13 protein-coding genes are annotated in these 14,659 nt (G+C 37.6%); 5 read left to right on the top strand and 8 right to left on the bottom strand.

Translation table 11 applies throughout. The annotated features are described in order from the left end of the window. Window positions 1–183 precede the first annotated feature (183 nt). Window positions 184–672: a periplasmic heavy metal sensor gene (locus tag JG479_RS14395; protein ID WP_039488264.1), complete on the top strand. Its 489-nt coding sequence runs from the start codon at window positions 184–186 to the stop codon at window positions 670–672. Window positions 673–744: 72 nt separating this feature from the next. Here the strand turns inward: JG479_RS14395 and yacG are convergent, their stop codons facing one another. From yacG to nadC, 8 genes are all read right to left on the bottom strand, one after another. After that, window positions 745–975, bottom strand: a complete 231-nt coding sequence (yacG, locus tag JG479_RS14390) for a DNA gyrase inhibitor YacG (RefSeq protein WP_002957774.1) — start codon at window positions 973–975, stop codon at window positions 745–747. Window positions 976–1,077: 102 nt separating this feature from the next. After that, window positions 1,078–2,754, bottom strand: coding sequence for a type IV-A pilus assembly ATPase PilB (gene pilB, locus JG479_RS14385; RefSeq protein WP_149603263.1), 1,677 nt, complete (start codon window positions 2,752–2,754; stop codon window positions 1,078–1,080). A 126-nt stretch (window positions 2,755–2,880) separates the two neighbouring features. Further along, window positions 2,881–3,522, bottom strand: coding sequence for a dephospho-CoA kinase (coaE, locus tag JG479_RS14380; protein WP_200219554.1), 642 nt, complete (start codon window positions 3,520–3,522; stop codon window positions 2,881–2,883). Between the two features lies 1 nt (window position 3,523). Next, window positions 3,524–4,417 (bottom strand): prepilin peptidase, encoded by an 894-nt coding sequence (locus JG479_RS14375; protein ID WP_200219553.1) that lies wholly within the window; start codon window positions 4,415–4,417, stop codon window positions 3,524–3,526. 163 nt (window positions 4,418–4,580) lie between these two features. Beyond that, the gene (locus JG479_RS14370; protein ID WP_024597567.1) at window positions 4,581–5,810 is read right to left on the bottom strand and encodes a type II secretion system F family protein; all 1,230 of its coding nucleotides are present in this window, start codon (window positions 5,808–5,810) and stop codon (window positions 4,581–4,583) included. Window positions 5,811–5,898: 88 nt separating this feature from the next. Beyond that, window positions 5,899–7,242 carry an O-antigen ligase family protein gene (locus tag JG479_RS14365; protein WP_200219552.1) on the bottom strand — a complete coding sequence of 448 codons (1,344 nt, stop codon included), beginning with the start codon at window positions 7,240–7,242 and terminating at the stop codon, window positions 5,899–5,901. 63 nt (window positions 7,243–7,305) lie between these two features. Beyond that, window positions 7,306–7,719, bottom strand: coding sequence for a pilin (locus tag JG479_RS14360; RefSeq protein ID WP_200219551.1), 414 nt, complete (start codon window positions 7,717–7,719; stop codon window positions 7,306–7,308). A 489-nt stretch (window positions 7,720–8,208) separates the two neighbouring features. Next, the gene (nadC, locus tag JG479_RS14355; protein WP_200219550.1) at window positions 8,209–9,054 is read right to left on the bottom strand and encodes a carboxylating nicotinate-nucleotide diphosphorylase; all 846 of its coding nucleotides are present in this window, start codon (window positions 9,052–9,054) and stop codon (window positions 8,209–8,211) included. A gap of 326 nt (window positions 9,055–9,380) precedes the next feature. Here nadC and ampD point away from each other — a divergent pair, with 326 nt between their 5' ends. From ampD to aceE, 4 genes are all read left to right on the top strand, one after another. Next, window positions 9,381–9,935 carry a 1,6-anhydro-N-acetylmuramyl-L-alanine amidase AmpD gene (gene ampD, locus JG479_RS14350; RefSeq protein WP_200219549.1) on the top strand — a complete coding sequence of 185 codons (555 nt, stop codon included), beginning with the start codon at window positions 9,381–9,383 and terminating at the stop codon, window positions 9,933–9,935. 13 nt (window positions 9,936–9,948) lie between these two features. Continuing rightward, on the top strand, window positions 9,949–10,800 hold the full coding sequence (ampE, locus tag JG479_RS14345; protein WP_200219548.1) for a beta-lactamase regulator AmpE: 852 nt from the start codon (window positions 9,949–9,951) through the stop codon (window positions 10,798–10,800). Between the two features lie 352 nt (window positions 10,801–11,152). After that, complete coding sequence (gene pdhR / locus JG479_RS14340; protein WP_002957764.1) at window positions 11,153–11,902, top strand: pyruvate dehydrogenase complex transcriptional repressor PdhR; 750 nt, start codon at window positions 11,153–11,155, stop codon at window positions 11,900–11,902. A 90-nt stretch (window positions 11,903–11,992) separates the two neighbouring features. Further along, the gene (aceE, locus tag JG479_RS14335) at window positions 11,993–14,659 is read left to right on the top strand and encodes a pyruvate dehydrogenase (acetyl-transferring), homodimeric type (RefSeq protein WP_200219547.1); all 2,667 of its coding nucleotides are present in this window, start codon (window positions 11,993–11,995) and stop codon (window positions 14,657–14,659) included.

The following is a 14,659-nucleotide window of genomic DNA, read 5'->3' as shown; positions in this document are numbered from 1 at the left end:
ACCCTTAGAGTTGTTTATAGCGTTATTTTACCCGCTAAATAGTGCAAAGGTGAATCTTTACACAACCTTTACACTGCTTTGCGTTACTTTGCGTTGAGTTAGGTATAGTTAACTCAGTTGATTAAGCAGTTACAAACAACCGAACTGAACCAATAGTTAAACCAAATAATTAAGGTAATGATTATGACTAAATTAAACACACTTTCAAAATTAGTACTTATCTGTGGCTTAGCAACAGCAACGCTTGGTGCTGGTAGCGTATTAGCTAAAGGCGATGGGCATAAGCAAGGCCATTCTCAAGCTCGTTTTTTACTTTCTGAGCGCGGCGTTGAAAAATTAAACCTAACAGATGAGCAGCAAACTAAGCTAAAGGCTATTTTTGAAGCGCAAAAAACACAAATGAAAGCACTGCGTGGCGACGATAAAGAAGCCCGTAAAGCGATGCGTGAAGCGCACAAAGCAAAAATGGATGCGTTACTTTCGGCTGCAACATTTGACGAAAATGCAGCAAAAGAGCTATTAAATGAACGTCATGAAAAAGGTGAGCAATTTGGTTTAATTAAACTAAAAACACAACACCAAGTAATGCAAGTGCTTAACGCTGAGCAAAAAGAGAAGTTTGCTAAAATGCAAAAGCGTATGAATAAAAAGCACCGTAAACAAAAAAGTTAATTTTACTTTTTTGTAAATACTAAAAAACCAGCGTAATGCTGGTTTTTGTATTTAGGGCATTATGAAGATAAATTATTTAAAAAAGTCATCTTCATTTTTAGCCATCATTGCTTCAATATCTTCAATCATGTCTTGGCTAAACTCTTCAGCCGAGGTGATTGGTGCAGAAATTTTATTATTTTCGAACGACCATTCACCTAAATCAATTAGTTGGCAGCGCTTTGAGCAAAAAGGGCGAAATGGGCTTTGCTCTGACCATTCAACTTTAGTTTTACAGGTTGGGCAGTTTACAACAGTAGGCATAAATTACTCTCTACAAATTTTTGGTGCATATTACATTACTTAAATATGAGTCTCTAGCTCTAAGCTTAAAGCTAGAGACTCATATATTTTACTGTGGGACTTTTAAAAATTGGTTACGCGGTTAATTTCACCAAGGGATGTAAGGCCATCGGCTGCTTTGCGTAAACCTGATAAACGTAAATTATTAAAACCGGCTTTAAGTGATACGTCTGCTATTTCAAGCGAATTACCACCGCGCATAATAATTTGGGCAATTTCAGGAGTAATTTGCATTACTTCGTAAATACCCACACGCCCTTTGTAACCATCAGTACAGCTATCACACCCTTTAGGCATATATAACGTCATTTCTTCAATTTGCTCGGCACTAAATCCTTGGCGAGCAAGTTCTTCACTCGGAAGTTGTTCTGGCGTTTTACATTTAGGGCACAAGCGACGCGCTAAACGCTGGGCTATTATTAAGCTAATCGAACTTGCTACGTTATAAGCGGGTACACCCATATTTAATAAACGAGTGATTGTTTCCGGCGCTGAGTTTGTATGCAATGTTGATAAAACCAAGTGACCTGTTTGCGCCGCTTTTATTGATATTTCTGCGGTCTCTAAGTCACGTATTTCACCTACCATAACTACATCAGGATCTTGACGTAAAAATGCGCGCAGTGCGTTGGCAAAAGTCATGTCGGCTTTAATATTTATTTGTACTTGGTTTACACCTTCAAGGTTAATCTCAACCGGATCTTCCGCAGTACTAATATTACGCTCAGGTTGGTTTAATATATTTAAACCTGTGTATAGCGATACTGTTTTACCAGAACCGGTTGGCCCTGTTACTAGTATCATCCCTTGAGGCTGGGCAAGCGCATCCATGTAGAGCTTTTTCTGCTCAGGCTCATAGCCTAATACATCAATGCCTAACATAGCGCTTGATGAATCAAGAATACGCATTACTATTTTTTCGCCCCACAAGGTAGGCATGGTACTTACACGAAAATCGATACTTTTGCGTTCAGTAATTTTTAGTTTAATACGACCATCTTGTGGTTTGCGTTTTTCGGCAATATCGAGTCTCGACATAACCTTAATACGCGCAGAAAGCTTGGTGGCTAATGTATTGGGTGGGCTTGCAACTTCATGCAAAATACCATCAATACGAAAGCGAATACGGTACTTGTGCTCATACGGTTCAAAGTGTAAATCAGAGGCGCCTTTTTTAATGGCATCCATTAAAATTTTGTTGATATATACGATGATAGGCGCATCATCTTTATCGTCATCTTGTGGTGCTGTATCTCTTTGGCTTTCTGAGTCTAAATCAGCAAATTCTTGAAACTCGTCATCAGTTAGATTTAAGCTGCCAGTGGCATCTAGCAACTGCTCAATTTTGTTATCGAGTTGAATATAATCAACAACAACAATTTCGCATGAAAGACCGGTACTAAACTCAAAGTTTTCGAATGCGCCGTAATCTGTTGGGTCTGATGCTGCTATATAAACTTTTCGATCTTTTTGAACAAGCGGTAAAATGTGATGTTTACGTATGAGTTTTTCTTTTACGAGATCGGCCGGGATTCTTGTAGGATCAAAATCTTTTAAATCAAAATAAGGTACGCGAAACAAATCAATACATTGTTCAGCTAAATCTTTACTATCGATTTTTCCACATTTAGAAATAAGCTCAGCTGTTGAGGCAAATTCATTTTGTTTGTTTTTAACCGTGTCGGCATCAATGCGGCCAAGGGTTATAAATTTTCTCAATAACGGTGAGTTAATATTCATTGCGCACCTGTTTTATTCCTTCAATAGTAAGCAATTTATCAGAAAAAAGAAGGGGATTACATCACCTTTCATTCTTTGTTGTGATTTTACTAACTAAAATACGAGTTTGTGTGAGTTAGGACAGTGTTAAAGTGAGTTAGTTTTGTTGTGTAATGCATATTGTAGGTACTTTTTATGTAGATCAACAAGTTCTATATGCACTAGGTTTAAACTACGGTCGTTATTTAAAATATCATCCGCTTTTTGCTGTTTATCGGCACGTGACATTTGCGAGGCAATAATACTTTTAACTTGCTCACGACTTGTGTTGTCACGTTTTGCTGTACGCGCTATTTGTACAGAGGTTGGTACATCAATAAGTAAGGTACGGTCGCAATATTTATCAAGGTTGTTTTCAAACAATAAAGGCGCTACTAAAACAACATAAGGGCTAGTTGCACTATTTAAATCGTTTAGTATTTTTATCCGTATAAGAGGGTGTAGCAACGCATTAAGCCATTCTTTGTCACTGTTGTTAGTGAATATTTTTGCGCGCAATTCTGCTCTATTTAATGTGCCATCAGGCAATAAAATATCTTTGCCAAAGTGTGCTGTAATCGCTTTTAGCCCTTTGCTATTTGGGAGTACGACTTCACGCGCAATTATATCGGCATCAACTATTGTAATACCAAGCTCTTCAAACATGTTACTGATGGCCGTTTTGCCACAGCCAATACCGCCTGTTAAACCTAATACCCAGCTATTAACTTTAGTAATTTGCTCACTCATTTTAATAACCAATTAAATTAAAATAAGTGCCTTGAATTTGGTTGCCCCAAAGCATAGTGATCCAGCCTGCAATCGCTAAATAAGGGCCAAAAGGGATAGGGGTCGCTTTGTCTTTACCTTGTATGCTTAACAGTGCAATACCTATAATGGCACCCACTACGCTCGAAAGCAGAATAATAGTAAGTAATGACTGCCAGCCAAGCAAAGCACCAAATACAGCAAGCAATTTAAAATCGCCATAACCCATGCCTTCTTTACCGGTTAGTAACTTAAATAACCAAAACACACTCCATAAGCTTAAATATCCACAAGCCGCACCAATAATTGCATCGGTTGGTGTTATTGTGTAACCCATTACAGAAGCAATAAGTGCAAGCCAAACAAGCGGAAGTGTAAGCTGATCCGGCAGTAGCATGTGGTCAATATCAATAAAGGTTAGTGCTACTAAAATCCACGTTACAAAAATATATAAAAGGGCTTGCTCGGTCGCACCAAAGCTATAGGCAACAATTAAACTTAATAGGGCAGTAATTAGCTCTACAGCAGGGTATCGAGCAGAAATAGGGTTACTGCAGCTTGCGCATTTACCTTTAAGTATTAACCAGCTAATAATAGGAATATTCTGCCAAGGCTTTATGGCTGTTTTACATTTAGGGCAGGTAGAGTTGGGTTTTACTAAGTTAAAAGGCTTATTGATATTGGCTTGCTTAGATTTATTAGCTGTAAGCTCATCATCTAGCAATATGCGGCATTCGCTTTGCCACTCACGTTGCATCATCAACGGTAAGCGATAAATAACCACATTTAAAAAACTACCAATACACAAACTGACTAAGCCAACGGTGGTTAAATAAAACCACAATTGGCTTTGCATTACTTCAATAATACTTTGCATTATGTTACCTGAAAACTGTTCTAAAAGATTAAGTGTCTAAAAATTAAGTGAAATTATTATCACAAAGAGAAGTGAAAGAGAGTAAATGAGAATACATTAATAGCTATGCCTTACCAAAAAGTAAGCCTCTCTTTTATTTCCTGTAAATTGTTATTTTTGGTAATTAAATAACAGAGCCAAGTTGGAAAATAGGTAAGTACATCGCAACAATCAAGCCACCAACAAGTACACCTAGTACAGCCATAATAAGTGGCTCAAGTAGGCTTGAAAGGCCGTCTACTGCATCATCAACTTCTTGCTCGTAAATAGTAGCTACTTTAGCAAGCATACCGTCTAGTGAGCCAGATTCTTCACCAATCGCAACCATTTGTATTACCATATCAGGGAATATTTTTGAGTTACGCATTGCCCAGTTCATTTGATTACCAGAGCTCACTTCAACTTTAATATCTAAAATGGCATATCGATAAACAGCGTTACCTGAAGCGCCTGCGGCAGAGTCAAGCGCATCAACCAGCGGCACACCTGCAGCAAACGTAGTCGAAAGAGTTCGTGCATAGCGAGCAACAGCTGCTTTATTTAAAATCATGCCAATAACAGGCAGTTTTAGTATGGCTCGGTCGGTTGCATCTCTGAGTTTTAAACTTCTAAGCTTGGCTTCTTTAAAAGCGTATCCAAAAGCTACAATAGCGATTAATATCATCCACCAATATGCTTGCATAAAGTCTGATATGCCAATAACAAACAAAGTGAATGCAGGAAGCTCTGCCCCAAAACCTGCAAATATATCTTGAAACTGCGGCACTACAAATATTAATAGTATTGAGGTTACAATGCCGGCAATTACTAATACTGAAATAGGATAGAACATCGCTTTTTTAATTTTTGATTTTAGCGCTTCGGACTTTTCTTTATATAAAGCAACTCGGTCAAATATTTTATCAAGTGCACCAGATTGCTCGCCAGAGGCTACAAGGTCGCAATATAAATCATCAAAATAACGTGGGTGTTTTCTAAGTGCTGTAGATAACGGTTGACCCGCTTTTACTTCATCAGCAATAGTCTCCATTAATTTGGCGACACTTTTATTGGTCGAGCCAGAGCCAATCATTTCAATGGCCTGTATTAAAGGAACGCCCGCCATCAACATAGTCGCAATTTGGCGAGTAAGTAGTGCTATATCTTTAGGGGTTACCTTTTGAACACTTTGAATACCAAACAGTGGTTTTGCTTTACGCTTCACTTTTGAAGGAGTGATACCTTGCTTACGAAGCTGAGCTTTCACTAGTGCAATACTATTACCTGTAAGCTCACCTTCAAGTTTCTTCCCTCGTGCACTAACGCCTACCCACTGAAAAGTGTCGAGACCTTTATCTTGTTGTTTTTTTGCCATTAAGGGTACCCAGCTGAATTTGGTTTAAAACTTCATTATTATAAGCATAACTTAAACTAATGATTCTTGGTAGAAAAGTTGAAGCGCTTTAAAATCGCTGTCCTACGGACCAAAATCTAGGTCCATAAATATAGCCCTTATCTGGGTCAATATTATTATATATGCTTATCGCTTTTTGTAAGTAAAGGTACCATGTAAAAACAAATAAAATGGCAATTAAAGTTTTTAAGGATTTATTTATTGAAATGCTTTGGCCTCTTTTTTTATCAACTCTACCAAGTAGCAACCCCCACATTATAAATAAGAGTGTTTGCGAAACCGGCATTACATGCACACCAGAAAATAGTGAGTATGTAATACCTATAGCAAAAGAGTAAAAGAGGCTTTCAGTAATGATATCTTTTTTATGTTGCTTTAAATGTGTAATCGCTTTTCTAAAGGTTGTAAAAACAACTGTTAAAATACATATAAGGGCGATTAGTCCCCACTCATTTAAAATTTCAATTAATGAATTATGAGGGTGACTGTAAGGAGCTGAACTTCCAAGTGACATTTCAAATACTCCAGGACCATTGCCGATAAATAAATGCTTTAAAGATAGGTGAGAAAGAGTATTAAACCATAGCTCGATACGGCCTGAGGAGGATGTGCGTAGTATTTCAGTAACTCCTTTATTTAATGAATCCAGGGCATAAAAAGTAATACAACTTAAAGCAAGGCAGACTAATCCAATAAGTACTTGTTTTTTTAATGTAGTTTTTAAAGCGAGAGCAAAAATAGAGAAAACTAAAAATGAGAGTAAAGCCCCGCGAGCTTGCCCAATAAATATAAGTAATAAGTTTAAAAATAAAATAATAAATACAATGCGCTGTATGCTTTTAAATTTTAGGAGTAACACTAAAAATGGAAGAATAAATACCTGTACTTGATTAAAAAAGCGAATATTAATAAAGCCTGAGTAAATTATGTATGGATTTAAAGGTTGCTGCTCAGAAAGTGTAAAAATTATATTAAGTAGGCATATTAAAATTAAGCTCGTATGAGCTATCAATAATGCATAAATGATAAATAAAATAGACCTTTTGTCATTTATGGTACTTACGTAATACATAGTTAAAATAAGTAAGCTTATATGAAGCGTGTACAGCAGGCTAAAACTTTGCTCCATACTCATCAGTGCAGATAAGCAGCCACTGAAAATAAAAATTAAGTACAACACACTGCTTTTATTATTCAGTGAAAGCTTAAAAGTAGGTTTTTTATTACCTAAAAAAGCAGTAAGCACTAAAAGGCTTGTGATAAGTAAAAAAGCTATTTGGATGATACGTTGGTGATTATGGTAGTCGTATGAAATTATGGGTATTAAAGGTATTAGCACACATAGAAAAAACAAGCTGATGAGTGATGGTTTTATTATATTTACTATATTCATGAATGCTGATTCTTACGCATTAAAAAAGCGCCAAACTAGGCGCTTTTAGTAATCAAGAAATGATTAAGATTGTGGACATGTTTTAGGTGCCAACGTTGAGTCTGTAAGATTAGATGTTTTACAAGACCAAGCTCCAGCGTCTGTTCTTGTCCAAGTTAGTTTTGCATCTTTGATTTGTGTAGGAGCATTAACAACTACACATTCAATTGTTGTTTCTCCAGGTGTAATTGTGCAATTTTGTGTTGGTGATGTTAAGCCCATTTGCTCTAAAGTTGGTGTTGTATCACCATTGTTTTTTGCAATCTCAAAACCAGTTCTACCAGATGAGATTTCAGCTAAGGCTGCTGTTAATTTCGAAGTCGATTGGTATTTAGAGTACGCAGGCAATGCAATTGCAGCAAGAATACCGATGATTGCTACTACAATCATTAATTCAATTAGGGTGAAACCCTGTTGTTTTTGAGTCATTGTTTTCATGTTTCCTCTCCTAAAGGATAGATTTTTGTAACTTAAATCACTTAAGCGGCAAAATGCCTCACTTAATTTAACTGATTTACTTTACAGTTTTACTTAAAATTAATTTTATTACACTTTAGCTTTAGAGTATGAAACACAAAAGCCGTATGTGAATTCATTATGTTTAGTACTAACTATAAAAGTTTACTAAGTGCACTACATGTTGTAGCAACAAATAGTATAGGCATAAAGTAAGTAGTTTAGTTGCTTTAGTTTTTAATTATGTCTTTAAAAACTAAAGGTACTAGTTATTTATGGCTACCTTTTTAAATAAAATAGTACAACAGAATTAGTCTACCATTTTATTTTAGTATTTAGCACGTATCTTATTATAAAAAAGCGATTTAATTTAACAATTTGTTACAAAGTAAGCCTTTTGGGTTATTTAATGCTTTTTTACTTAACTTGTCAATTAATTAGCGGTATTAATTACCCATTATTGCTTTAAAATCACTCAAAACGCATCGATAAATCGATTGATTGTAAGTTTTTTGTTAATGCTCCGCTTGATATAAAATCGACGCCCGCTTGTGAATAAGTTTTGAGCGTTTCTAGGGTCATATTGCCTGAAACCTCTAATTTTGCGCGCTTATTGGTTAAAATTACAGCTTGCTTAATTTGCTCTACGCTAAAGTTGTCTAGCATAATTATGTCGGCGCCAGCTTCAATTGCTTGCTTAAGTTCAGGGAGTGATTCTACTTCTACTTCGACAGGTTTGTTTGGGTGATTTTGTTTAGCTTGAGTAACGGCTTTGTTTATTGTGCCACAAGCCGCTATATGATTTTCTTTTATTAAAAATGCGTCAAATAAACCAATACGATGATTTGCCCCCCCACCACATTTTACTGCATATTTTTGAAGTGCTCTAAGGCCTGGTATGGTTTTACGTGTATCGAGTAATTGCGTAGTTGTACCACTTAGCTCTTTTACATAATGTGCTGTAGTAGTGGCTGTACCGGATAACGTTTGCACAAAGTTAAGTGCAGTGCGCTCGGCGGTTAATATTGAACGTGCTGAACCAGTGGCTGTAAATAATGTGTTGTTTGCTTTAACTGCGTCGCCATCATTAATGAGTACATTAACCTCAACGCTTGGGTCTACTTGTTTAAACACTTCAAGGATGATGTCTTTTCCGCAAAAAATACAGTCTTCGCGAGTGATTACTTTGGCGTTTGCTTGCTCATTTTGAGGGATCAATTGCGCGGTAATATCGCCTTCTTGTGCGGTTTGATAATTTAAATCTTCGTCAAGTGCTAGAGTAACAAGCTGAGTAATAAGAGTGTGCGAAATAGACATGGAATGCTCATAAGCGTTAATAAATTAAGCAAATTTTACTATGTTTATAAAAGAAAGAGAAGCGATTGCCTTTTCACCAATATAAAGATAAGTGCTTATAGTAAATTAGTATCTACGTGTGGGTTTGTATTATCTGTAGGTGAGGTTTTATACCTCGCTTTTAATTTCAAAAGTTACGTTACATGAGCGGACGTAAATTAGCACCTACGTGTGGGTTTGAATTATTTGCAGGTAGGGTTTTATACCTGTTTGTTACTATCATTGTTTTAATAAATCCTTTAGCATCAGTGCTATGTATATCTTGATATTTATATAATAAACGTATCATGAAAATAGATTTAAACGGTGTTTTAAGTACTGTAGCGCAGCGGCCTTGTTCGCATTTTGATGAGCGCCCTGATGAGGCTGATATTTCTTTATTGGTGATTCACAATATATCTTTGCCAGCCGGGCAGTTTGGTACACCTTTTGTTGATGAGTTATTTATGGGTAGTATTGACTGCAATGCTCACTCGAGTTTTAGTGACTTAAAAAATTTACGTGTATCGGCCCATTGCTTTATAAAGCGCACCGGTGAGGTTATACAATACGTGCCTTTTGAAAAACGTGCTTGGCATGCCGGGCAATCTGAGTTTGAGGGCGTATCTGCTTGTAATAACTTTAGCATTGGGATTGAGCTTGAAGGTACCGACACCACGCCATACTCTTTAGCGCAATACGAAGTATTAGCTACACTTAGTAAATCTATAATACAACGCTATTCAAAAATTACCCCTTCGCGTATTGTTGGGCATTGCGATATTGCCCCGGGACGTAAAACCGATCCTGGCAGTAGCTTTAATTGGCCATTGTTTTTTAATATGCTTGAACAACTAAGTTAAGAGAGTTATTCCCATGATTTTAGTTTCTATAATAATTGCATTAATTCTGGAGCGTTTAGGGGCTCGGTCTGATTACTGGCAGATAAGCTACTACACAAATGGTTATTTAAATCGCTCTAATAAACTACTAGGTGACAAAGGGTTATTTAGTTCTGCACCGGGCTTTTTAATTTGGCTTTTACTCCCAGTAATAGCAATAGCGTTTATTTATTGCTTATCTGATTTTGTACTATGGCAGTTAGCTATTAATATTGCTGTGCTTTTGGTTTGCTTTGGTTGTGCTAAGCAGCGTGCTTTATATAAGTCGTACTTAAATGCCTTAACGCGAGATGACGGTACTGCTGCATCTTTATATGCGCTGCAAATAGGTCAAAAGCGTACTGATGATCAAGATGGTGGTGAAACCTTTGGGCAAACATTAGCATGGGTAAACTTTAGATTTTACTGTGCGGTGATTTTTTGGTTTGTTGTTTTAGGCGCGCCGGGCGCAGTTTTATATGCACTGGTACGTACTTTAGCTGATTTAGTACGAGAAGATCATAAAGTAATATTTGCTAAGCGTTTTAAACTTATACATAAACTACTGTTCTGGCTTGACTGGTTACCTGCACGCATCACCAGCTTTGGTTATTTAGTAATAGGTAACTTTAATAAAGGCACAAGCTGTTGGCTACGTTACGTACTTAACTTTAAATCTCCAAATCGCGAAGTAGTAACATGTACTGCACTTGCTGCAGAGCAAGTTGAAAAGCGTTATTACGGCTGTACCTACGAAGCCACGTGTATGATTAAGCTTGTTAAGCGTAATGTATTATTTTACTTAGTACTAATAGCGTTGCTTACATTATTTGGCGGGCTGTCTTAAGTTAATACCTTTTTAATAAAGTACCTTATGCAATGTAAGGTGCTTTAATCTCTTCCTGCAGTTTTTAAGTACTATAAAATAGAGCTAATATTCTAACCCACTCTGGTCAGACCAATTGTTTTCATCCCAAATACGTTATAGCAATTTTTGCAAATTGCGCATTGTTTGATCTTCGTTCAAAATGCGTTACGCTACTTTAATTGCTCAAACTACCTGTAAATTGACAGCTAATAGTGTTTTTGATACCGTATTGAAAATTTTTGGTATGACCAATTTACCTTTTGGGTAAATCATACTACTTAAAGCCCCGTTTTATGGGCTCTTGGTATTTATACAACGCGGACGTTGATTCATGTCTTTAAAGATTAAAGCAGCAAAATTATCTGATGTTATTTTACAGCAACTTGAGAATATGATTCTTGAAGGCTCGTTAGCACCAGGTGAAAAGTTGCCACCAGAGCGTGAACTAGCAAAGCAATTTGAAGTGTCTCGCCCGTCACTGCGTGAGGCAATTCAAAAATTAGAAGCGAAAGGTTTAGTTACGCGTCGCCAAGGTGGCGGCACGTTTGTAAAAAATCAGCTCGAAGAAGGGCTTACTGATCCACTTTTTGATTTGATTAGTAAACACCCTGAGTCGCAGTTTGATTTACTTGAATTTCGTCATGCATTAGAAGGGATTGCTGCTTACTACGCAGCACTGCGCGGGACCAGCAACGATTTTAGCAAAGTAAAACAAAGCTTTGATGAAATTGCCTTAGTTAATGATGATTTACAGCAAAAAGCAAAAGCAATTAATGCATTTCACTTTAGCGTGGCAGAAGCCTCGCACAATGTGGTGTTACTGCATTTAGTTAGAGGTATGAAAGCGCTGCTTGAGCAAAATGTATTGCAAAATTTAACTGTTCTATTAAAAAAGTCAGATATTAGCAGTCAGTTAGCCCAACACAGGCGTTTATTAATGGATGCCGTTATTGACGGTAATCCAGAACAAGCCCGTTTAGCAAGTAATGCGCACTTAGCATTTATCGAAGAAGCACTACTTGAAGCAGGCAAAGAACATTCGCGAATTGAACGTAGTTTAAGACGCACTAAACAAAATTAAGTTAGTACATAACTACTTTGAACACACAAATTAAGTAGCTGTGATATTAAATTAACAATATTCGTATTTTAAACATAAGGAAACCTCCATATGTCTGAAGTCAATAAAATTGACGTAGACGCGCTAGAAACACAAGAGTGGTTACAAGCTCTTGAATCAGTTGTGCGCGAAGAAGGTGTTGAACGAGCTCAGTTTTTACTTGAGCAAGTATTAGAGCAAGCCCGTTTAGACGGCGTTGATATGCCAACGGGTATTACCACGAACTACGTTAATACTATTCCTGTAGATCAAGAGCCTGCTTACCCAGGTGATGTAAATCTTGAACGTCGTATTCGTTCAATTATACGTTGGAACGCGATTATGATCGTTCTACGTGCATCTAAAAAAGATCTCGACTTAGGCGGCCATATGGCGTCTTACCAATCATCTGCTGCATTTTATGAAGTGTGTTTTAACCACTTCTTTAAAGCACCAAATGATGTAGACGGTGGTGACTTAGTTTATTACCAAGGTCATATTTCTCCAGGTATTTACGCACGAGCATTTGTTGAAGGTCGTTTATCGGCTGCGCAACTAGATAACTTCCGCCAAGAAGTTGATGGCGAAGGCTTACCATCGTACCCACACCCTAAGTTGATGCCTGAGTTTTGGCAGTTCCCTACGGTATCAATGGGCTTAGGTCCTATTTCATCAATTTATCAAGCACGCTTCTTAAAATACTTAGATGGTCGTGGCTTAAAAGACACTAAAAACCAACGTATATATGCGTTTTTAGGTGACGGTGAAATGGATGAGCCGGAATCACGTGGTGCTATTTCTTTTGCTGCACGTGAAAAACTAGATAACCTTTGTTATTTAATTAACTGTAACTTACAGCGTTTAGACGGCCCAGTTATGGGTAACGGTAAAATTATTCAAGAGTTAGAAGGCTTGTTTAAAGGCGCTGGCTGGAACGTAATTAAACTAGTGTGGGGCAGCGGTTGGGATATTCTGCTTGCTAAAGACACAACAGGTAAATTACTACAATTGATGAACGAAACAATTGATGGCGATTACCAAACTTATAAAGCTAAAGATGGCGCATATGTGCGCGAGCACTTCTTTGGTCGCTACCCTGAAACAGCTGCCCTTGTTGCAGATATGACAGATGACGAAATTTTTGCGCTTAAGCGTGGTGGTCATGAGCCATCAAAACTATTTGCTGCATTTAAAAAAGCAGAAGAGACAAAAGGTCGTCCAACTGTAATTCTTGCTAAAACTGTAAAAGGTTACGGCATGGGTGAAGCAGCTGAAGGTAAAAACATTGCACACCAAGTGAAAAAAATGGACATGTCGCATGTTGCACATTTACGTTCACGCCTTGGTCTTGATGACTTAGTATCTGAAGAGCAATTAAAAGAATTACCATACCTAGAGCTTGAAGAAGGTTCACCTGAGTACAAGTACCTACATGCGCGTCGTGATGAGCTTAAAGGTTACACACCAAAGCGTATTCCACGTTTTAGTGAAAAACTTACGTTGCCAGAAGTAGATGCATTTAAGCCACTACTTGAAGAGCAAAAGCGTGATATATCTACTACTATGGGCTTTGTTCGTGCACTTAATATCTTATTAAAAGATAAAGGCATTGGTAAAAATATCGTACCAATTATTGCAGATGAAGCGCGTACATTTGGTATGGAAGGTTTATTCCGTCAAATCGGTATTTACAACCCGCATGGCCAAAACTACACGCCACAGGATCGTGATATTGTTTCTTACTATAAAGAAGCAACTTCAGGTCAAGTATTGCAAGAAGGTATCAATGAGTTAGGTGCTATGTCGTCATGGGTTGCTGCTGCAACATCATACAGCACTAACGATTTACCAATGATCCCATTCTACATTTACTACTCTATGTTTGGTTTCCAACGTGTTGGCGACATGGCATGGATGGCGGGCGATCAACAAGCACGTGGTTTCTTATTAGGTGCTACAGCGGGTCGTACAACGCTAAATGGTGAAGGCTTACAGCACGAAGATGGTCACAGCCACATTCTTGCAAACACGGTTCCTAACTGTGTTTCTTATGACCCAACTTACGCGTTTGAAGTTGCAGTTATTGTACAAGACGGTATTCGTCGTATGTACGGTGACGACCAAGAAAATATTTACTACTACCTAACGCTTATGAACGAAAACTACCATCAGCCAGCTATGCCAGAAGGCGCTGAAGAAGGTATTCGTAAAGGTATTTACAAGCTTGAAAGTTACGAAGGTAAAAAAGCCAACGTACAGCTATTAAGCTCAGGTACTATTATGACTGAAGTGCGCAAAGCTGCTTCAATCTTAAGCGAAGAATATGGTATTGCATCAGATGTTTACTCAGTAACATCTTTCAATGAGCTAACGCGTGATGGTCAAGATGTTGAGCGTTTCAACATGCTTAATCCTGAAAGCGAGCAAAAAACAGCATTTATCACAAGCGTATTAAACGACTCTGTGACTGTTGCAGCAACGGATTACATGAAAAACTACGCAGAACAAGCGCGTTCATTCATTCCAAGCAGCAACTACAAAGTGTTAGGTACAGATGGTTACGGTCGTTCTGATAGCCGTGAAAACCTACGTCGTCACTTTGAAGTTAACGCAAGCTACGTTGTTGTTGCTACGTTATCTGAACTTGCTAAACGCGGTGAAGTTGAGAAGTCAGTAGTTGTTGAAGCACTTAAAAAGTTCAACATCGACACTAACAAACTTAACCCACTGTACGCATAA

Source organism: Pseudoalteromonas sp. LC2018020214 (genome assembly GCF_016598755.1).
GTDB classification, from domain to species: Bacteria; Pseudomonadota; Gammaproteobacteria; order Enterobacterales; family Alteromonadaceae; genus Pseudoalteromonas; species Pseudoalteromonas distincta.
This window is presented reverse-complemented; position numbering and strand designations above follow the sequence as displayed.